The organism is Marinomonas sp. S3726, from assembly GCF_000967665.1.
In the GTDB taxonomy this organism is placed as follows: domain Bacteria; phylum Pseudomonadota; class Gammaproteobacteria; order Pseudomonadales; family Marinomonadaceae; genus Marinomonas.
This window is the reverse complement of record NZ_JXYC01000013.1, coordinates 126850-147710: the sequence shown is the minus strand read 5'-3', so window position 1 is coordinate 147710 and position 20861 is coordinate 126850. Positions and strand designations below refer to the sequence as shown.

General features: G+C 37.1%; 23 protein-coding genes. 21 read left to right on the top strand and 2 right to left on the bottom strand.

Annotation, left to right across the window (positions count from 1 at the left end):
- From TW85_RS26355 to TW85_RS13075, 12 genes are all read left to right on the top strand, one after another.
- The coding region (locus TW85_RS26355) for an RHS repeat-associated core domain-containing protein (protein WP_202904860.1) at positions 1 to 832 on the top strand (832 nt) is incomplete at its 5' end.
- A 20-nt stretch (positions 833 to 852) separates the two neighbouring features.
- Complete coding sequence (locus tag TW85_RS13130; RefSeq protein WP_046017576.1) at positions 853 to 1410, top strand: hypothetical protein; 558 nt, start codon at positions 853 to 855, stop codon at positions 1408 to 1410.
- A gap of 509 nt (positions 1411 to 1919) precedes the next feature.
- Complete coding sequence (locus TW85_RS25500) at positions 1920 to 2600, top strand: antA/AntB antirepressor family protein (RefSeq protein ID WP_052702166.1); 681 nt, start codon at positions 1920 to 1922, stop codon at positions 2598 to 2600.
- Between the two features lie 627 nt (positions 2601 to 3227).
- A complete protein-coding gene (locus TW85_RS13115; protein WP_046017574.1) occupies positions 3228 to 3710 on the top strand; it encodes a hypothetical protein in 483 nt (160 codons plus the stop codon).
- A 34-nt stretch (positions 3711 to 3744) separates the two neighbouring features.
- Positions 3745 to 4182 (top strand): hypothetical protein, encoded by a 438-nt coding sequence (locus tag TW85_RS13110; RefSeq protein ID WP_157196946.1) that lies wholly within the window; start codon positions 3745 to 3747, stop codon positions 4180 to 4182.
- Between the two features lie 44 nt (positions 4183 to 4226).
- A complete protein-coding gene (locus TW85_RS13105; RefSeq protein ID WP_046017572.1) occupies positions 4227 to 4505 on the top strand; it encodes a hypothetical protein in 279 nt (92 codons plus the stop codon).
- 62 nt (positions 4506 to 4567) lie between these two features.
- Positions 4568 to 5020 carry a hypothetical protein gene (locus tag TW85_RS13100; protein ID WP_046017571.1) on the top strand — a complete coding sequence of 151 codons (453 nt, stop codon included), beginning with the start codon at positions 4568 to 4570 and terminating at the stop codon, positions 5018 to 5020.
- A gap of 8 nt (positions 5021 to 5028) precedes the next feature.
- The gene (locus TW85_RS13095) at positions 5029 to 5247 is read left to right on the top strand and encodes a hypothetical protein (RefSeq protein WP_046017570.1); all 219 of its coding nucleotides are present in this window, start codon (positions 5029 to 5031) and stop codon (positions 5245 to 5247) included.
- 288 nt (positions 5248 to 5535) lie between these two features.
- Complete coding sequence (locus tag TW85_RS13090; protein ID WP_046017569.1) at positions 5536 to 7194, top strand: alkaline phosphatase D family protein; 1659 nt, start codon at positions 5536 to 5538, stop codon at positions 7192 to 7194.
- A 766-nt stretch (positions 7195 to 7960) separates the two neighbouring features.
- On the top strand, positions 7961 to 8524 hold the full coding sequence (locus TW85_RS13085; protein WP_052702162.1) for a helix-turn-helix domain-containing protein: 564 nt from the start codon (positions 7961 to 7963) through the stop codon (positions 8522 to 8524).
- 53 nt (positions 8525 to 8577) lie between these two features.
- Entirely contained in the window at positions 8578 to 8976 is a 399-nt protein-coding gene (locus TW85_RS13080; RefSeq protein WP_046017568.1) for a VOC family protein, read from the top strand.
- Positions 8977 to 9091: 115 nt separating this feature from the next.
- Positions 9092 to 9358, top strand: a complete 267-nt coding sequence (locus tag TW85_RS13075; RefSeq protein WP_046017567.1) for a hypothetical protein — start codon at positions 9092 to 9094, stop codon at positions 9356 to 9358.
- A gap of 51 nt (positions 9359 to 9409) precedes the next feature.
- Here TW85_RS13075 and TW85_RS13070 read toward each other — a convergent pair whose 3' ends face one another.
- Positions 9410 to 11275 (bottom strand): diguanylate cyclase, encoded by a 1866-nt coding sequence (locus TW85_RS13070; protein ID WP_052702161.1) that lies wholly within the window; start codon positions 11273 to 11275, stop codon positions 9410 to 9412.
- A gap of 403 nt (positions 11276 to 11678) precedes the next feature.
- Between TW85_RS13070 and TW85_RS26350 the strand changes: the two genes are divergently transcribed.
- The 3 genes from TW85_RS26350 (at position 11679) to TW85_RS13055 (ending at position 13493) form a co-directional block, all read left to right on the top strand.
- The gene (locus TW85_RS26350) at positions 11679 to 11918 is read left to right on the top strand and encodes a hypothetical protein (protein ID WP_046017566.1); all 240 of its coding nucleotides are present in this window, start codon (positions 11679 to 11681) and stop codon (positions 11916 to 11918) included.
- Positions 11919 to 12120: 202 nt separating this feature from the next.
- Complete coding sequence (locus TW85_RS13060; protein ID WP_046017565.1) at positions 12121 to 12624, top strand: GrpB family protein; 504 nt, start codon at positions 12121 to 12123, stop codon at positions 12622 to 12624.
- Between the two features lie 554 nt (positions 12625 to 13178).
- Positions 13179 to 13493, top strand: coding sequence for a hypothetical protein (locus TW85_RS13055; RefSeq protein ID WP_157196945.1), 315 nt, complete (start codon positions 13179 to 13181; stop codon positions 13491 to 13493).
- 165 nt (positions 13494 to 13658) lie between these two features.
- Here the strand turns inward: TW85_RS13055 and TW85_RS13050 are convergent, their stop codons facing one another.
- Positions 13659 to 15164, bottom strand: coding sequence for a PLP-dependent aminotransferase family protein (locus TW85_RS13050; RefSeq protein ID WP_046017563.1), 1506 nt, complete (start codon positions 15162 to 15164; stop codon positions 13659 to 13661).
- A 95-nt stretch (positions 15165 to 15259) separates the two neighbouring features.
- Between TW85_RS13050 and TW85_RS13045 the strand changes: the two genes are divergently transcribed.
- The 6 genes from TW85_RS13045 (at position 15260) to TW85_RS13020 (ending at position 20616) form a co-directional block, all read left to right on the top strand.
- Complete coding sequence (locus TW85_RS13045; RefSeq protein WP_052702159.1) at positions 15260 to 15892, top strand: NAD(P)H-dependent oxidoreductase; 633 nt, start codon at positions 15260 to 15262, stop codon at positions 15890 to 15892.
- A gap of 17 nt (positions 15893 to 15909) precedes the next feature.
- Positions 15910 to 16599: a DJ-1/PfpI family protein gene (locus tag TW85_RS13040; RefSeq protein WP_238326213.1), complete on the top strand. Its 690-nt coding sequence runs from the start codon at positions 15910 to 15912 to the stop codon at positions 16597 to 16599.
- 356 nt (positions 16600 to 16955) lie between these two features.
- Positions 16956 to 17537: an NAD(P)H-dependent oxidoreductase gene (locus TW85_RS13035; protein WP_046017562.1), complete on the top strand. Its 582-nt coding sequence runs from the start codon at positions 16956 to 16958 to the stop codon at positions 17535 to 17537.
- A gap of 890 nt (positions 17538 to 18427) precedes the next feature.
- Positions 18428 to 19255 carry a 2OG-Fe(II) oxygenase gene (locus TW85_RS13030; RefSeq protein WP_046017561.1) on the top strand — a complete coding sequence of 276 codons (828 nt, stop codon included), beginning with the start codon at positions 18428 to 18430 and terminating at the stop codon, positions 19253 to 19255.
- Positions 19256 to 19702: 447 nt separating this feature from the next.
- Positions 19703 to 19900: an NAD(P)H-dependent oxidoreductase gene (locus TW85_RS26340; protein ID WP_052702157.1), complete on the top strand. Its 198-nt coding sequence runs from the start codon at positions 19703 to 19705 to the stop codon at positions 19898 to 19900.
- A gap of 329 nt (positions 19901 to 20229) precedes the next feature.
- Complete coding sequence (locus tag TW85_RS13020; RefSeq protein WP_046017560.1) at positions 20230 to 20616, top strand: hypothetical protein; 387 nt, start codon at positions 20230 to 20232, stop codon at positions 20614 to 20616.
- The last annotated feature ends 245 nt before the right edge of the window (positions 20617 to 20861 follow it).

Here is a 20861-nt window from a genome sequence, read left to right as displayed (position 1 = left end):
CTTTACTGGCCATGAAATGCTGGACAATGTTGGCCTAATCCACATGAATGGGCGAGTGTATGATCCTGAACTGGGGAGGTTTGTGAGTGCGGATGCAAAGATTCCAGATCCTTACAATTCACAGGCGTTTAACCGTTATGCCTATGTGTATAATAACCCGCTGAGTTTTATTGATCCGGATGGGTTTATTCCTAAATCTCATTATATAGGTTCATTTTTTAATCGAGACTTTTACTTTTCGAACGATGGAAGAATTTCGTGGCGTGAAAGGGGGGTTAATAATGAGCAAGCACAGAGGGACCTGGATAGGAGTAATGAAGAATCTTTTGAAACTGAAGATATTCCAAGTGAATCAATAGATACAAGATCAAAAAGTCAAAAGTTTAGAGAAGATGTTATCAGGCCAACTTTGAATGAGTTAGGTTATGGCGGAGATGCTGCTGAGGAATTGTTACTAGGTACGGCTGCTCATGAAAGCCACTTAAAATATAGAACTCAAAAGGGCGGAGGTCCAGCTCTTGGGCTTTATCAAATGGAGCCTAAAACTCATAATGATATATGGGAAAATTTTTTAGATTATGACAAAACAGGGTTGGCAGATAAAATTTCAAATTTTTTAGACTCTGATAATAAGCTTGATAACTTGGAAAATAATGATCGTTATGCAACTGGGATGGCAAGGGCGCATTATCTTAGAGTAAATTCACCATTACCAAAGTCAGGTGATTTAGATGGACAGGCAAAATATTGGAAGGATCATTATAATACTCGTAATGGGAAGGGGACTTTAGATAAGTATAAAAGAGATTATGAAACATATGTTAAAGACTAAGTTTACAGTAGGAGTTAGAAATGAAAATATCTAAAGTTTTATTACTAAGCTTTCTAATGAGTCTCTGCTCGCTATCATATGCATCAAATGATAACTGCATTGAACTGGTAGAAAAGAAAGAAATATTATCAGAAGTAGATCTGAGATTATTTTCAACAAGCATTAAGAAGATAAAAGAAGGTAAACTTTTATACAGAAATAATTTAGGGTTTTGTAGTCCTACAAATGACACATACTTAGTTGGGTATAAAAATGATAAAATACCAAGGATATTAACTGTAATAAAAGGTCATACGCCTGAAATTAAAGTCTACTCAATAAAAGGTGAAAAAATCATGATGGTTTATTACTTTTCTGGTGGAAATCAATACTCCCTTAAACCATTTTTGTTTAAAAATAATCAGCTTGATTCGTTAAGTGGTTTTTCAGTTTCAAGTAATATTAGAAAAATTGAAATAGTAAATGATGAGCTTCATGTAAAAAATCAAGAACTAATGAGTGATGGATCTACTACCATTATTAATGAAAGTTATAAATATGATAATGGTAAGTTTCATTTAGTTCCACATAAAATTTAAACAGAAACCTAACTTAATTTGGGTGGTATTTAAGTATGATCTAGTTTTATTGAATTCACTCATGGATGAGGAATCTAATATGCCTAAACCACGTAAATCTTTAGTTAGTCCTCAAGATACAAAACAATTATCATTGTGTCTCATGCTGTATTCCTCGCTTACTTCTGTCAATTAGTGATGAGATTACAGGCTGAATCTTCATCGTTTTACCACTAATCCATTTATATTTATTTCCTCTCATTGACACTCAATCCCTCTTAGGTCTACCATTTAAAGGCACTGGTAAAATCCAGTGTCGGGATTGGTCTCCCGAAATAAACAAAGGCGCATAAGTCGTCTGCTAAAGCATCGGCTTTTTTTGTGCGTGAAATTCCTCTTTATGGTGGGAGTTTCAGGGGGTGCTTGCACCCGCCGTTTCTTTGTTTACGGTAAGACCAACCTGTTTCTCCTGCCACCCAATAATTGGTCTTATTTGGTGCGGGTTTATACTCAAACAAAGGAGTCCAATGATGGATACTCATTCCCATACTCAAGTAGAACGCTTGAATTCTGCCGAAATTCTTTCGCTAAACTCTCACGTTATTAACGAACAAACTTGCGATACAGTTAAAGCAAGAGATTTACATATCTTTTTAGGTGTTGGGCGTGATTTTGCTACATGGATAAAAAGTAGAGTTAATCAATATAGCTTTGAAGAAGGGCTAGATTTTGTAGTGATTTCCCGCTCCCCAAAACGGGGGAGCGGGAATAGAGGGGCAACAAAAGACTACTTCATCACACTCGATATGGCGAAAGAACTGGCTATGGTAGAAAGGAACGAAAAAGGCCGCGAAGCCCGCCGCTATTTCATAAACTGCGAACGCCAACTCAAAGCCACCAACTCGCAATCTCCAACTATCGAAAACCAAACCACACAACACCCAGCGATCGACCCTGCCCAACATAGCCAAGCACTACAAACCAGTATGGTCACCCTAGAAGAGCAAGCCAAGTACCGCATGTTAAACAACATGGTAAGAAGTTTGGAGTTCAAGCAAGACACCCTAGTCATCCCAGCTATCGAGATGATAAACATGGTACGCGCCGTCCGAATGTACCAACATCAAATAGCCAGGCTCCAAAGCCCAGACTGGGTAAACGACCAAATAGAAACCATCAAAGCCTACACCAGCAGAAATTTCTGTGATTAGGCCTCACAAAGCCCACTAAACCAGTGGGCTTTTGTATTAAAGGTGTTTAAGATCAATACATTAATAAAATGGAAAGAATGTATATGGAGTTCTTTAAGGATGAGTACTTAGAGTTTATCGCCTTAATTTTGGCCTTTTTTATAGTGAGGGCTCTTATCTTATCCTTGTATAAATTAGTAAAAGTAAAAAGATGGCTATATCCGGTGCCATTATTTTTGAGTATGACTTTTTCTACTATCCCACTAACTTTAACTCAAGTAGGTGTTTTGTCTGAAAATCTCCCAAATTTTATCTTTGTAGTTTTTAATCTAATTTATATGGTTTATTTAATGTACAAACTAGGGAAACTGCATAATGGTGACTTTAGATAAAGTGAACATTGTTTACGCAGAACGTAGTCGCTAGAGCTTCTCGAAAAGAAAGTAAAACCAAATCGCCATATCTAGTAGAGAGCCAAAGCCCAGACTGGGTAAACGACCAAAAAAGACAAACATCAAAACATTCCCTAATTGAGGTAAGCAGCAGAAACTTCTGTGATTAGGGCCAACAAAGCTCACTAAAGCAGTGGGCTTTTGCTTTAAAGGTGTTTAAGATCAACAAGATAATATTTGTTTAGATAACTATAAAATGCTCAAGATTATCGCAATAACCACACTTCGACAAAAACTAGCCGTAATCATTGCTTTGTTCGTTCTATGTACTTGGTCTTTTGTAAACTACAGGGCTATCTCTGTTGAAAGAATTGATAGCTCAATGGTCTCAATAAAAAGAGGTGTTTCATATTCTGCCGAATGCCGTGAATCTAGAGGTGTTGCTTACAAAGTAGATTTTTATGTTTTATATGATCAGGAAGCCCAAGCTTATGAAGATACGTTTAATATTGCTTGTGATGAAGGTCTATTAAAGAAATTTAATAGTTCAGTAATTGAAATTAGTTTTTATAAAAATAATAACTTATCGTTAAAAATTAATAATGAGGTGCTGGTACCTATAGATCAAGCTATTTTTAAAAGAAATAATAAAGGACAGAGAATTTTTACAATAACATCCATGATGGCTTTTTTTGTGATCATCATGCTTTTTTTCTGGAGTCGCCCGTTATCGAAATAGCTTTGATTTTTAATTATCTGCGTAATATCTTAAAATGAATACAAATGCTCGAATCACCACATATATAGTATCTATGCTTTCTGGGTACTGCTTAGCTTATTTATTTTATACAGTTGTTATGGCAGTAATAGCTAATAATCTATTAGTGTTTTATGTCATGCTTCTTGCCTTTGTTTTTTCTCCTTTTATTGTCATTCCATTAAGCATAATCAATTTAATCCTTGGATATCCCATCTTTAAACTATTCCTTAGTAAACTTGCATTTCCTAAAGTGATTAGCCTAGTTATTTCATTTGGCGTCTCTAGCTCTCTATGTGCATTTTTATATGAAGTTGGTCGTGCTCCTTCTTCAGGCAAAGGGGTAGTTGATTCCATAGGAGAAGTATCGATAACTTTAGTTCTTGGCTGTCTTTTAGCTGCGATATTTTCATCTCTTGTTTATTGGTATATTGAAAGAGAAGCTGTTGAATAGTAGCCGCAATGTTTTGTAAATTTATAAATATTTAGAGACATTTGATGATTAAATTTTCAATTGAAGATGAAGTGCATGCTGAGTGGCAAGGAGACTTTCTTTCCTTTGAAACGGCTATGGAAGAGCTAGTACGTCGCGCTAAGCTAGCATGGGATCAACCTCCTAATCGATGCCCTTGTTCTGGTTGGAAGACATGTGAACGCATTTATACAATTACTGAGTTTGAAGTTGGTGATTCACAATTGAAGGTTATTAACGAAAGTGAAGTGTTAACAGTTTCTTCCAAAGGAGCTGTTTGGTCTGATGGTTTTAAAGCCCACTAAACCAATGGGTTTTTAATCAAAAGTATTTAAGAACAATGATATAAGTTTAATTTGAGGTCTTTGTGAAACCTATTTTATGGATAATCGTTATAGCAATTTCTGGTTGCGGTTTTTTTGATAATGCATCTGATGTTTGCTTTAGTAAAACAACACATCTTAATGCTTTCATTAAAGAGCTAGATAACCGAGATATAGAGCATGGCATCGCGAAAAGTAATAGTGACGGTATGACTTGCGCTTCGGTAATGGGTTTGAGTGACTCTGAATATACGGAGATAAAAGATAAAGTATTTGGCGAACAACCACCGGTGAAATTTTCCATGGGTTGGCCTATTGAGGCTTGGGCGATTGTTGATGGCGTTAAGCATCCACTTGATAATAGTGGTCGAATACTAAAAGGTTTAAAAGCAAGAAAGATTGAAACAAGGATTATCACTTACTTTGATCAAGAATACTTGGTTTGGAACGAGAAGGATGATCAGATTGTAAGAGCTATTATTGAAAATAGGATTTAAAAAAGAGCATGCCAAGACAAAGCGAATTAGATAAGCAACTAACGAGATTTATGATCGATGTATTTAAAGTGCTGCTTGATAGGGATGTTAAAGGAGTAAGTAATAAAATCGCTATTATTTCTAGCTTGGCAATGGAGAACCCTGCTGGTGCGAAAGGTGCTGCATTGTTTTTAGGTGTGTTAGCTTTTATGGTTCCTATAATGCTTTATGCTGCTTTTGGAGAGTAGCTAGTTTTTATCCCAATTAGCTTTTGGGAAGACGATCAATGTTATCTGGTATCTTCAGCGGTATGGCTAAGTAAAATTGGATCTTAATGTATTAAGGTGTTTCCCTTTTTTATCCCTCAAATGAGGGGTTAAAAAGGGAAATTCATTCTTTGCTATTACTTGTGCCTAAAGACTTAAAGTTTCTTAGCCTCATCTATACCTGGTTAATTCATGAGCAATTGTATTTGACTCAGATTTATATTTCCCTCATTTTGTTTAGTTACTACCAAGGGAATAGGGGCTAGACAGATGGGAAATCACTTACCAAAACCGCAACGCTTTGAAGATAAAAAATCCCGTATACAACAAATGGTGATCATAGGCGACACAGGGGCAGACTTCGTCAAAATTTGGGTGAAAGTACCTGTCGCTGGAAAGTGGACATTGTCGTTATCGACATCAGGGTTCAGCGGTGATCTAGATAGCATGGATGGAAAGCCGGTTGCTCAGTGGTTACAAGGGCAGGCTGGTATCAAAACATATACATATGACTTTCAGAAGGATGAAGGTCTATGTCATACCTTCAACATTGATGAGTTAGAGAAAAACTGTCGTTATTACTATCTGCTAACTTCAGAGCCTGATACCAAGATTACAGAAGAAGGTCGAACTGTAATCGGTGATACCTCTGCTGCTTTTTTCACCACAGCAAAAGAGCATTATGATGAAGTCAAATTTGCCATGTTCAGTTGCCACGACCCATATAGTTGGGCCCACCCTAAAGAAGGTGCATGGCCTGAACTCTGTGATGTAGCACAGCGTGAGAACCTTGATTTATTGATTGCTGGCGGCGATCAGATATATCTTGATACCAATAAAGGCCGTATGACGGATTTATGGAAATGCCTTGCTCGTCATAAAAATGAGTTAAAGCAAAAAACGGATGAAGAAATTAAGGATCACCTTATTGGTTTGATCCGAGAGTACTACAAAATCTATTGGAATTTTGAAGCGCTGGCTGATGCTTATGGCCGATATCCAAGTTATATGATCTGGGATGATCATGAAATCATGGACGGCTGGGGGTCACGCACAAAAGAGGAACGGATAAAGCTCTTACGGCATTTTTTCCAATTCGATGATGACGCTTTTAATCTGAAGGTTGTAGACCTTGCTTGGCAAGCTGCTGCACAAGTCTATTTTGAATATCAGCACAGCCATAACCCTTGGGCACAGGCTTCAATTAATTTATCTGACTTATCTCGTGTTCATTGGGACTATAGCTTTCAAAGGGGTGACTTTCATTATTATGTGCTTGATGTACGTGGTCATCATGACTGTGAGAGAGAAGCTTATCGCTTATTAGGTAAAGATCAGAATGCCAGAGTAAACACTTGGTTGAACAGTCTTTCAGGGGCTAAAGGTGCTTTTATTGTTTCTCCTGTCCCTGTCGTTCACTGGAGTGGCTTGGTAGACATTGCTGACTTTTCGTTATCAGGGATGAAAGATGACTTAATGGATGAGTGGTCACATCATACAAATCATGCCGAAAGAGATGAGTTTTTGACTGATGTTCTTAAAGCTTCCCATGATTTTGGTGTACCCATCAGTTTTATGAGTGGTGATGTACACTGTGCTAGTGCCTATCAGCTTGTTGATATGAGCCGCTTCCCTAAGGCGCAAGTCTCTCAAGTAACCAGTAGTCCAATATCTCGTAAACCAAACCCTGCAGTAGCCAATGTGGCTGTGGCTAAATCTGGCTACATGACAAAAGAAGTTGATGGAAAAAAAGTAGCAACAACAGTTTATCAAAAGCGCCTTTTCGCAAAGTCTGGGATTAATAACTTTGCCATTATGCGAGCTTTAAATGTAGATGGCCAAAATAGTATTGAAGCAGATTTCTATTGGCCAGGTGAAGAGGATCATGAGATCGTAAGGAAGAATATTTCGTTAACCTCTGGTGAGTAATTTTATATATAAATTGGTTCTAGTGATGGGAAATTGAACTATCTAGATGTGGTTTGGGCTTTGTCCAAAGAACTGTGATTTTTGACTATACTCATTATGTTAAGCCAGTTTGTTGGGTGCTTAAATTTAAAGAGGGTGCTAAGAAATAAATCATTAGCACCTATATAGCACCCAAAACTAGTTAAGTTATTGATTGTCTAGTATCAAATTTGTTCCGGTCCCGGGCACCATTTGGTGCCTTTTTTTATGCCTGTAATAAATTCAAACTTCCTCAATACCCCGCCAATTCTGGCTTATAGCGCTTTCAGCTAACTTATCTAAATTGTTTACTTTCCCTATCTTGTTTTACCTTTTTGATTAACTCTTAAAATTCACAACCGTTTCTCTTATTACTGCCGCATTTGTGCATAAGTATTAGCACATAAGAGACTTAAATCTATTAACCTTGGTTTTTTGCGATTAGACTGATGTAAACAAAGTGCTGCTTCTTATCTTGTTGCACTAGCAAGGTTAGGTATTCAATTATGCTAATAAACATTAATGATTACTCCTTACAAGGCCGTGTAAGTCGCTCAAATGCTTATCTTGCCTTCAAGCCTGCACCTCCATTAAGTAATTGGGTGCATGAGTTTTGGCAACTTAATGTCCCTATGGGTAGGTACTTTTATCGTAGTGTTCCAGATAACTGTGTAGATATAATTTACAACATTACATCACCTGAAGAGGCCTTCATTGTTAGCCATTCTCCTCGGCTAAAGTATTTGAAATGACAGGGCCAGTGTCATATTTTGGTATACGATTTCGTATATTGGGACATCAAGGGATCATTAAGACACCACTAGGAGAGTGGAGCAATAAAGAAAATGTCACAGATTTAAATGACGTCTTCCCCAGGCATTTAACTAATGTGCTAAATGACTGTGCTTATCAGAGCATGCCATTCCAAAATCGTTGCAACTTCATATCCGAGGTCTTGCTGAGTGCCTTACGTCCAAGCGAACTAGATAAACGCTTAATCCGTTATTTAATATATTGTGAGCAACACCATGATTCTAATATGGACTTATCTGATAAGCAGTGCTCGGAATTTGGTTTATCTGCTCGTCACCTCAGACGATTAACGTCTCAATATTTAGGGCTTACGCCGAGGGAGTTTGCAAAGGTTTTTCGCTTTCAAAAAACACTAAGAGCCATGCATACTAAAGGCTGTGCTCATGCCTGGGCGAACTATTACTACGACCAACCTCACTTCAATCGAGATTTCAAAAAACTGTCTGGTGTCACCCCAAGTGAGTTTCAAGTCATGTCCGCTTTGTACAATACAGATTGAGTTTAAAAAACAATAATTTGGTTTTTAATAATCTAATCTGAGGAGAAAGTGAAATGATAGATGTTGATGCTATGTTTCCTGTCATGGTGATAAATGATCTTGAAGCCGTAAAACAATTTTATGAAGCTGTTTTTGGTTTTACTGCGGTATTTTATGACTCAAACTTTTACCTTCACTTGATATCACCCAACAAGAGTATTCAGCTAGGTTTTCTATTGCCAAACTTAGTAAATCAGCCAGAATTTCTACATCCAATCATGTCTACTCAAGGCTATGTTATATCTCTAGAAGTGAAAGATGCCGCCTTGGCCTATTCAGAAGCCAAAGGAATGGATCTAAATATAGCCATGGCTCTAAAACAAGAAGAGTGGGGTCAAATTCACTTTATGATACAGGACCCAGCAGGTATTCATGTCGATGTGGTACAGCATCTAGCGCCAGCGGCTAACTAGTTATTAACATATAAGAGTATCTAAGCGAAAAGTAATATTAATACATTACTTTTTGCTTAACCCGATACTATGAGAAGAGGGTGTTATATGAATAAAAAGGAATGGATGTTAAAAAATGATACATAGTGGTACGCCAAGAGATTATAGCGACGATATGTACAAGGTATATTTCGAAGTAGGTGAGTGGGAAGGGAGGGCTCTGACAGTTCTTACTGAGTGTGTTGGAGAGGCCCAAGCAAAGCATATTAAACATTTAGAGTTTGGGTATGAGTTTGTAATGCCTATTCAGTGTGTACCTGATGTTGCCAAGCTTTTAAGCCAAAAGAATGTTGCTATCTATCAAATTGTACGTGGTGCGAAAATAGAAAGGATGCTGAGTTAGTTAGTAACTCTCTATTGTTTATTTTAAGTAAATCGTAGCGCACAATTGTTTTTAGTTAGCAGCATCTTTGGGGTTGGTGTCACTGTCTTTAAAAAACTGATAACCATTTCGACCCCGAGATTTAACCTCATACATGGCACTATCTGCATTTTTTAATAATGTTTCTGAATCTGCCCCATCATCAGGGTAAATTGAGATGCCGACGCTCGCAGATATATTGCTGTTATTCCCGTCCAAATTGAAGGGCATAGCAACCTCAGTGACAACTCTCTTTGCTAATGTATCAACAGCATTAAAATTAATGTTACCTGATAGAATGATAGCAAACTCATCGCCCCCCAATCGTGCAGCCATATCTGATTGCCTCAGTATGCTCGTTAAACGGTTAGCAACTTCCTGAAGTAAAGTATCGCCCAGCGCATGGCCAAGGGTGTCATTTATTTGTTTAAAGCCATCTAAATCAATAAATAGCAATGCGACTTTAGTTGCTTCACGTTTCGCGACTGTCAAACAAAATTTAAGCCTATCAGCGAAGTGAACCCTATTTGATAATCCTGTTAACATATCAAAATTGGCTTGTTTATATATTTTATCTTCAGTTTTTTTACGCTTTGTTATATCGCTAAATAAAGAAACATAGGCTTCTAATATACCTGCTGGGTTTTTAAGCGCTGTAATGGATAGCCATTCGAAATACACCTCACCATCTTTACGTCGATTAGATATTTCACCTTGCCACTGGCCAGAGTTTTCTAATTCGATAAACATTTTTTGATAAAAAGTATCATCGTGATGCCCTGAACTTAAGATAGAAGGCTTATTTCCAAGTGTCTCTTGCTCTGAATAGCCTGTAATTTCAACGAAGGCATTATTTACAGCAAGTATTTTGCTTTCTGCGTCACAGATCATTACTGCTTCTGTTGCAGTATGAAAAACGGTTGATGCGAGTCTTAGTCTTTTTTCATTGTTCTTAAATTTTGTAATGTCTTGGCTGATAACAACATGTTTGGCATTGTCTGAAGCTGACGATAAAGAATGGATGTTAGTAAGCTCCCAGAACTCCTGATTATTATTATCAAAACTGAACATTTCTCCTTGCCAATGAGGAGTTTGTATTTTGTTGATAACTTCAGCGTTTGTCTCTGAATAAGATGTTATAAAGCTCTTTTTCTTAGAGGTAATCGCTTCTTTACGTAATGTTTGTTGCGCTTTGAATTTACTATTTCCATATGTAACGTCCCCTTCATCATTAAGCGTAGCGATCGATACAGGGCTCTGCTCAACAATTAACGATAACATTTTTACTCTTTGATCTGTTTCGAACTTTCTTTTAAGAAGGTAGGCTAAAAAGATACAAAGAATACTTAATAGAGTGATACCTGAAAAAAGGTATAAAGCCTCTTGTTTAGACTTATTTCGTAATGTTTCAACTTGTTCATCAACCATCGCTTCTAAGTCAGTTTGATATTGCCAAAGTTGTTCTTGAGCTAATCTTTCTGATGAAATATCACGAATAATTGAAAAGAGGAGGCTACGATTACCGACTGAGATAAGAGATGAATGTACTTGAACTGTTTTTATTATGCCTTTTGCCGTTAAATGGCGAAAAATAAAATAGTTACGATCCTCTGTTTTGGCTGCAAGCCTTTCTTTTTCAACTTGAGCAGCACTTAGCATATTGATTTTTTGGATAGTTAAATTTTTAAGTTCATCAGCGGAATACCCATAAAAAGCAATCGCTGAGTTATTTGCGTCGACAACTTGCCCATCAGTTGGTTCTATCAATAACATAGCTGAACTATGGTTACGAAAAGCCTCTTCAAATGATGTGTCTAAAGATGCTAATGAAGGGAGTGCTAAGAGTAGAAAAATTACAATTGAGAGTGCTTTAAATATAGACTTTAAAATAGTTGTCAACTGGCGACTACCCTTGTTAGATATGTAACATCCACCCTAATAAATTGTGCTATGAAAAGGGCAAAATAATAAATATATTTTATACCTATTGATCAAATAAACCAAAAGCATTAAGAGGGTATATGAGGTTTTTCTAACTTAGAAAGATCTTAAAGTCCTAAATTAAAAGTTTTTAATTTTATTTAATGTACGTTTCGTTAGCATAGATTAAACAGAGCTCTCTTTAATCTGGAAGTAAAAGCTAAAATTGATGATTAACCCAGCACGCTTCTGTTTAGAATGCAGGCAGCGACACCTCTAAAGTGAGTGTTCTGCATCTAGAAATAGAGTAATAGAACTTATCTCCAATAATGGACTTCTCTGAGTAATAATATGGCTAAAACATACAAAGGCGGGTGCTTATGTGGAAATATTCGCTTTACTATCACAGGTGATGCCAAAAAGCCTCATACATGTTCGTGCAAGATGTGCCAACGTCACTCAGGTTCAATTACTCAGTTTTGGGTTGAATTCTCAAAAGAGCAAGTTCAATGAGATGGACCAGGTGGTGAGCCAAGGTTATGGCGTTCATCAGATTACTCCAGCAGAAGCTTTTGCCCTAATTGCGGGAGCACACTCGGCGCAATCGATGATGACCCTATGATCGCAATGGCGCTTGGTTCATTTGATTCAAACAACAGAAAAGAATTAGAGCCAACCTCCCACTCCTACAAGTCCAAAACACCAAAGTGGTTCTCTAATAAATAGATTGGGATATAACGGCTATATTTCGTTTCCCTAAATAGTTTAATCAACTAGTTTTGCCAGATAAATTTGACGTAAGTACCAAAAAGGACAGTTTAACTATGAGTCAAGCGCCAGTCATACTTGAAGAATACAACGTTTCATGGCCATCAAAATTTGAAGAAGAAAAAAATTATCTATTAGCTGTAGCTGGCGAATGGAATTTTGGCAGTATCGAACACGTTGGAAGTACCGCAGTACCTGGCATGGTTGCCAAACCTGTAATAGATATTATGTTCGGAGTAAAAACTCTTGAAGAGTCAAAACCAGTAATTGAAATCCTCATTGAGCATGGCTACAAATATTGGCCTTATAAAGCAGACGTAATGCATTGGTTTTGTAAGCCATCTGATGAATATCGAACACATCACCTCCACTTGATTCCCTATGAAAGTCCTTTATGGCAAGAGCGTATAAAGTTTCGTGATTTACTGCGCTCAAATGCATTTGTTGCTAGTGAATACGCCAATTTAAAGAGAGAGTTAGTGACTTCGTTAAAAGAAGACCGAGAAGCATACACAGAGAAAAAATGGCCCTTTATTCTTGAGGCACTACAAAAAAATTAATGTAAATAAAACAGATTGTTCAATATTCGATTAGTAAATTTTTTAAACAAATTACATTTAACAACGGCTGAAATTACATGGACTCAAAGTACAGAATACAGAATAGAGGCTCAAGCATTTCGTATTGGATACATCTGGTTCTATTGTCGATGAGCTAGATGACTTTGAAACGGCAACACGTTCTGCAAATAAATTGGTTTTTAGTGACGGAAGAGGTTGCAAATTATGCCAGTTTGCTTTGTTTTATAGTGCTTGCCTTCTTTGTGTTCCATCATATTAAATATTCTTATCACTCAAGAAAATTTAGAAAAATAATAAAATCTGATTATTCTGAATTATTTGAAACTTAAAAATGACTTTACTGTTGTTTCTCAGGGCTATATTTCAGACGGAGAAAACTTTTTAATATTCGTGGATGGAGAGTCAGAAACCGCACTATCTATCTTTGAGGCTGTTGATTCAATATATGTACGTTGAATACTATCAAAGTGCTTTATCTGATTTCTAAATTGTAGAAAAATTTATAACCACCAACTTATTCATCGGACTAACTTGTGAAAGCTAAGTATTGTAAATACATAAAAATGAGTGAGTTTTCTCTATGGATTGATATTGAGCAACCATATCGTAATGATGAGTTCTTAGAGATACTGAGCTCAAACTCCAATATTGAAGTGATTGACTCAAAAATTATTCATAGCTCTATAGGGCCTCTTGAACATACTCAAACAGTAATAACGAGCCTAGGTGAATTCACTATAGTACAAGCTTTTGAAGGCTTTGAAGAAGATTGTGGAACCACTATTTTTTCTAATAAAGCTGATCTTATGAAGATTGTTTTTTCAACACTCGATGCCGCAGGTACTTAACAAATACAACAAATTCAGTTCCACTAGGTTATCAATGCTTAGTTGTAGTGTTTCATATGAAGGTACGTAAACCAGCTAGATAGAATAAGCTACTCACAATAGGGACGCTATATAATGTGGTTTTTACACTCGCGTGTTCAAGGAAGCTTAAAAAATTAGGGTGATTTACAACCTCTCATTCTTACTTTGCCAATAGGCGGAGCTTAGTTTTTTGACTGAACTAACGATTTGCTCAACGTTATAAGGCGCGTAGCCAAAAATAACGCCTTCTCTTTGTGGTGTTTTAAAGTTGAATAGTGAGGTGGGTAGAAGTTCTATATCGACACTGTCGGCTGCTGAAATGAGCTGCTTTTGTTCCACACCTTCTTTTAACCAACCGATTAAATGTAGGCCACCGTCTAAAGGTGGTAGCTCTAAGATATCTGCTAAATGTTCTTTTGCTGCGTTAACTAAGGCTTTTTGACGTTCTGAGTAGAGTGATCGCATTCGTCTAATGTGCCTTGAAAAGTGACCGTGATTAATAAAGTCGGTCAAGACTATTTGCTCTAGAGCGGGAGAGTGGCGATCGAGCAGCCAGCGAATGGTGCCAAGGGGTTCTATCAGTTGTTGAGGGACAACCATGTATCCCAATCTAAGTGCTGGAAAGAGTAATTTGCTGAAACTACCAATGTATATAACACGGTCATCATTTGCCATTGTATGGAGTGTTGGTAGAGGGCGACCACGATAACGATATTCACCGTTATAATCATCTTCAAGAATAATGGTGTCTGTCTCTTTGGCCCACTTTAACAAGGCTTGGCGTCTGGATTGAGATAAGGTCGTACACAAAGGAAAGTGGTTAGCGGGAGTAACATAAAGCAGCTTTGCTTCGCTTATCGTTTTTTGTAATTCATCAACATCTAAGCCGTCTTCATCTACTGGAATGGTGACTATTTTTGCGCCAGCTAATTCAAACACCATAGCAGCATGGGTGTATCCAGGGTCTTCAAAGCACACGACATCGCCAGGGTTAATTAATAATTTTGCGATTAATTCTATGGCCTGTTGTGCCCCCGCAGTCACAATGACTTGTTCGGCTGTTGTGCTTACTCCCCTTGAAACCCCGAGATAACTTGAAATGGCTGACCTTAAAGGTTCGTATCCACAAGAGTGGACTCTCTCCATCCAGCTGTCTGGTTTCTGGCGTAGTTTTTTGCTCATGAGTTGAGCCCATTGAGCCCGAGGAAACTCAAAATAATTTGGAATGTTTGCTCTAAAGGGGCGAGCTGTGCCTTGGCCTCCTTGTGATATGTCAATCTCATGGTTCGCAAGGGCTTGATAGCGCTCAGAAAAGTCTGCCTGTTTTATGGAGATTGAGGACGCATCACTTTCTTGGGGTGAGTCTTTTGATGGCGGTGGGAAGTGATCTGTCACTCGGGTTCCTGAACCACGCAGGGTCACAATAAAACCTTCTAAAGCCAGTTGTTCATAAGCGTTGATCACGGTATTGCGTGCAATGCCCAGTTGTTTTGCTAAATGGCGGGTAGAGGGTAGTCGCTCACTCGCTCTTAAGCGCTCCTGCCAAATGGCTTCACGTATTTGATTCTCTAACTGACGAAAGAGTGCAGTAGGGTCTTGTGTGCTGACAGTTATGGATTCAAATTGAAAGCGAAGGTGCTTGCCCGTCATAAAGTGGTTCCTAAAAAATGAGGAAAGTGGGTCTTTTGGGGTAGACTACTATAATTTAAGATCATCAGCACTTACAAAATTGAAGTGCAAAAATCATGAAAACTCTCCTTCTTATTCAATCTACTCCCAGAGGTAATGGCTCTAATACTATGCCGTTAGCAGAGCACTTTATTAAAGCTCTTCAAGCTAAAGGTGAGTGCTGGAATATTGATAAATTAAACTTGTGGGATGAGTCTCTTCCAGCCATGGACGGCGACATACTTGATGCAAAATATGCCTTTTTTCAAGGGCAAGCACTGACAGAAAAACAGGCAGCGGGTTGGTCGCAAGTTAGGTTGCATCTAGACCGTTTTTGCCACGCTGATGTTGTTGTATTGGTGATGCCAATTTGGAACTTTGGTGTCCCTTATGTGCTTAAGCATTATATCGATGTTATTACTCAGCCGGGCCTTTGTTTTAGCTGGAGTCCAGATGCTGGTTATCAATCATTATTAGACGCAAAAAAAGCCTTTTTATTGAGTTCTAGTGGTCAGGATTTTCGTGTTGGTTCAGGCAATGAGCAAGATGATTTTGGCTTAACTTATATCGAGCGTTGGTTGAAAACCTATATGAATTGTGAGGTAGAAACCGTTGCCTTCGCGCCCACTATTGCGGAAGAAACTAAGGTTATAGAAGCTAAAGAACAAGCCTATAGCCAAGCATGGAATCTCGCCCAAAGTTTTAATTAAAATATGGAGTTAGTGTAATGAAGAGCTATATACAAAAAATAAGTAACATGATTTGTCAGTCGATGCTGGTTGGTATTTTTGTGTTATTTACGACGAGTGTCCATGCCGCAAGTGCCAAAATTGGTGTTATCGTTTTTGATGGTGTACTGACCAGTGATGTGACCGCGCCAATAGAAGTGTTTGGCGCGGCGAGTAAAAAAGCATGGTTCTCTGATTATGAAGTAGTTGTAGTGTCTGCAACAAAAAATAAGACGATTAAAACCGAAGAAGGCTTAACCATAACGGCAGATAAAACAATTTATGATCCATTAACTTTAGATGTTGTCATTGTGGCCAGTGCATACAATATGAGCCCTGTGCTTAATAATGAAACCCTAATCAAGTTCGTTGAAGACCAACATGGTCAGGCTAGCTGGATGGCAAGTAACTGTTCTGGTGCCATGATATTGGCTGAAGCAGGTGTGCTAGATGGAAAGAATGCGACAACTTGGGCGGGTGGTGAAGAAGACTTTGCCGATGACTATCCAAAGGTAAAAGTACAATTTGATAAAAACTTCGTCATTGATGATGGTGTCTTAACATCAAATGGTGGACCAGTAAGCTATCAAGCCGCATTCGCTTTGTTAGAGCAGTTGAGTTCTGATGAGTTTTCACAAGAAATTGCTGAGCTAATACAATTTAACCGTTTAGAAACAGCATTTAAATAAATCTTTAAGCAGGTAAGGTTTACAATCTTGCCTGCTAGTTCTCCTACTTTTAAACCTCTCCAAGCTCTCCTTTCCAAGCTCTCCTTTCCAAGCTTTCTTTTTCTAAAAGCTTGAATCAATCGTTAAGTTATCTCTTGCTAATTGATGCTCCAAAGAGGAGCCTTCTCTCGGATAATAGCTTGTCTACTGAATAGAAAATGCTGCTAGGCTTTTCCAATAAAAACGGTAAAATTAGCGTTTAACAAACGCTAGGGAAGGCAAGTTTACACTCCTTTCTTATGTACTAAACATCATTGAACCTAATCTTTTGCTTTGTGATTAACAATTAAAAAAGGTTTGGGTGGTAAGGAATACTTTTGAACTGTTTAGTTGTCATTGCCCATCCTTTAGAGAATAGTTTATGTAAGCATCTTGCTAGCGAAACTATCGAGCACTTAAGGCAGCAAGGCTATAGCCTCACAATTAAAGATCTGTACGCAGAAAACTTCAACCCAGTATTAACTGAGTCTGAAAGGGCGAGTTATTATCAAGCTCCGTTTGATAACCAAGAAGTTAAGGATGATATTGAACAGTTAAAATCAGCAGAATCCTTAGTGCTTATTTTCCCTACTTGGTGGTTTGGTTTTCCCGCGATTTTGAAAGGTTGGTTTGATCGTGTTTGGGCTCCTGGGCATGCTTATGATCACGCTTCTGATTTTGGGCCGATCAAGCAGGGTTTAGATAACTTAAAAGAAATGAAAGTGGTTACAACACTTGGCTCACCTTGGTGGGTTGATGTATTTATTTTAAGAAGACCTGTGAGGAAAGTGCTAAAGCTCGCATTATTGGGTGCTTGCGCCAGTAATTGTAAGTTTAAAATGTTATCCCTATATGAAAGTGAAAAGCTCACTAAGGAAAAAGTTGATAACTTCATTCGAAAAATAAAGGTAAAGCTTTAAAAAACTGAAGTTAGCCAAGACCTAGTTTTTTAAAAAATGTTCGTTTTATGTACAAAGGTAAGTTTTTTAATGTACGATCGCCTCAGAGTAAAGTTCTGTAAGGTATTTTTAATGTTTTGGTTGTGCTTGGATACATTAAGGTTTAGATGGTAAGAGTATATTATGGAAGCAGGTCAAACGAGTTTGGAGAAAAGTAAATGCCTATTTGGTCGGGTGTTTATTCTTTCCAGTTTTGTGTTTTTTGTGCTGGATTTAATTGGCTAGATGTTTCAGCATAGTGCTACTTAAGGTTAGATATAGACACATAAGATTGACCCTATCATGGATAGGTTTACTTATAGCTCTCCTTCATCTTTGGCTTTTAATGGTGTGATTATTCTCTCATTGCTCAATATGTTAACGGTTATCTTTCTTGTACTATTTTGTTTTAACCTGTCTTTTAATTTCTAAAAAGGAAAAGTATGAGACTTTGTTGGTAAAACAAGGTGCGCAAAAATTAGAGTCTATTTTGGCTGACTTACAGTTGGAGCTAGATCAGATATGCAGCTAAATGTAATAGCACTTCCTTTTCTGATGTACGAAAATTGCTCAATCTCAGTGCGAGGGAGGTAATACCACTAAGATAGTTGTTTTTTCTTGTAGGCCATGGAGAATATCAAAATTTGTTTAAATGCATCTGTTATATGCGAGTGAAAGGTGCTGTTTGGTAAAGTATTGTTTGTAAACCTTGTAGCATGTTAAGCGGGAAGCTTTCTGTATTTGTTTGATATGATATAGAATAAATAGCGTTCTTTTTATTAAAGAGGCTATTTTTTCTTTCTATTTGTATTCAATAAAATATGTGCTTCTGTTTATAATTATAAATTATTGACTCATAAGGGCTGAAATTGATGGGTATAGTCATAAATCAAGATTCACTAAAAAAGCTTATTATAGATAAGTTGAAAGAAAAAAATGATGATATTAAGAAGCAATGGTCTTCTCCAGAAGGAACCGCGACAAGATACTTTTATATTGACGACCTTTTGCCTGTGGAAATTGCAAGCTTAATTTTTGATGCTTTTCCTAAAGATGGTGAAGCTTTTCACAAAAGAGAAAGCTTTAGAGAAAGGAAAAGTACTTTAGCTGAATTAGCTAAAACATCTACTCTTTTAGGTGATGTTACTACTGCATTTCAATTTTCAGATGTTATTGAAGAAATTTCGAGTGCTATTGATATGAAAAGCTTACATGCTGACTCTAGCTTATATGCTGGAGGGTTATCAATGATGTTTCCTGGTGATTTTCTTAACCCTCATATAGACAACAGCCATGATGGTGATAGGAAAATGTATAGACGCTTAAATCTTCTTTATTATGTAACGCCAAACTGGAAGCTAGAAGATGGGGGGAATTTTGAATTATGGAATTCTGATGTTACAGTACCGAATACTATTGTATCTAGGTTTAATAGGTTGGTTGTTATGGAGACTAACGATAGCTCTTGGCACTCGGTAAGCCCTGTTACCTCTTCTGCCTCACGTTGCTGCGTATCAAATTATTATTTTTCTAATGAGTCTCCAAGTGGAGCTGATTACTTCCATGTAACTTCTTTTACTGGTAGGCCTGGTGAAACTAGCAAGAGATTTGTTGGCCTAATTGATAATGCAATAAGAAATACTATTTCTAAAGTGCTTAAAACAGGAAGGGGTAAGGATGAGATAAATAAAATAGAATGATATTTTATTTTAGTCATTATTCATATTTGATTATAAAGGTATTAAGTGTAAAAAATTTAGATTAGTGTGCAATGTAGTAATATTTTATTTAGGCATCGTTTGATGCCTTTTTTAATAAAGAGAGTAGCGCTCAATGTGAGTGCTTTATTTAAAGTATATTATATTCTTTGAAAATTTATTTCCATCCTCAAATATTTACTTAATACCAAAAAGTGATACTAATTATTCTATAAGTAAAACTCAGCTATAAAATTTTACGCTTAGTTTAGTCTATTATAAGTAACAAAGAAGTTTTATGCCTTATGCTTTATTTTTCGTTATTGCTATTTTGAGCACTTTTTCTTAAGAAAATAAAAAATTTAGCGATACTTCAACTAATTTTTCTGCCAGTGGACTGACTTATTTACTTTTAGATGATATCGAAAAGGTAAAGATGACATTGAATAATTGAAAACGTCAGAATCCTTAGTACTTATTTTCCCTACTTGGTGGTTTGGTTTTCCCGCGATTTTGAAAGGTTGGTTTGATCGTGTTTGGGCTCCTGTGCATGCTTATGATCACGCTTCTGATTTTGGGCCGATCAAACAGGGTTTAGATAACTTAAAAGAAATGAAAGTGGTTACAACACTTGGCTCATCTTGGTGAGTTGATGTATTTATTTTAAGAAGACCTGTGAGGAAAGTGCTAAAGCTCGCATTATTGGGTGCTTGCGCCAGTAATTGTAAGTTTAAAATGTTATCCCTATATGAAAGTGAAAAGCTCACTAAGGAAAAAGTTGATAACTTCATTCGAAAAATAAAGGTAAAGCTTTAAAAAACTGAAGTTAGCCAAGACCTAGTTTAAAATAATTGTTTGTTTTGTGTACAAAGGTAAGTTTTTTAATGTACTATCGCCTCATAAGTAAAGTTATGTGCAACTTTGTAATGTTTTAGTTATGCTCGGATGCATTAAGATTTAGGTGGTAAGAGTATATTATGGAAGCAGGTCAAACGAGTTTGAAGAGAAGTAAGTGCCTATTTGGTTGGGTGTTTGTTCTTTCTAGTTTTGTGTTTTTTGTGCCAGATTTAATCGGTCAGATGTTTCAGCATAGTGCTATGCAAGGTTCGATATGGACACATAAGATTGACCCTATCATGGATAGGTTTACTTATAGCTCTCCTTCATATTTGGCTTTTAATGGTGTGATTATTCTCTCATTGCTCAATATGTTAACGGTTATTTTCTCTTGTATTATTTTTGCTTTTACCTGCCTTTTAGTATGGAAAAAGGAAAAGCATATTGCTCTGTCAGTAAAACAAGAGGCTCAAAAATTAGAGTCTATTTTGGCCGATTTACAATTGGAGCTAAATCAGCGTCGCTAGGCCTTATCTATTATTCACTCAGATAAGTTGGATTATTGAGCTTATCTGAGGTGTTCCTCCTTTCACTTTCCCTTTTTGGGCTTTCATTTTTGGTGGGTTTGCTCGATTGAGCTTATGTCTGTTTTAGCAATCGCTAAATTAGAAAGTTGAACTACACTTAATTTGCTCGATTAACTTATTGGCCAAGAGAGCTTGCTCTCAGATTACTTCTCTCTCATAGAAAAGGATGATTGGCAGTGCGCCGG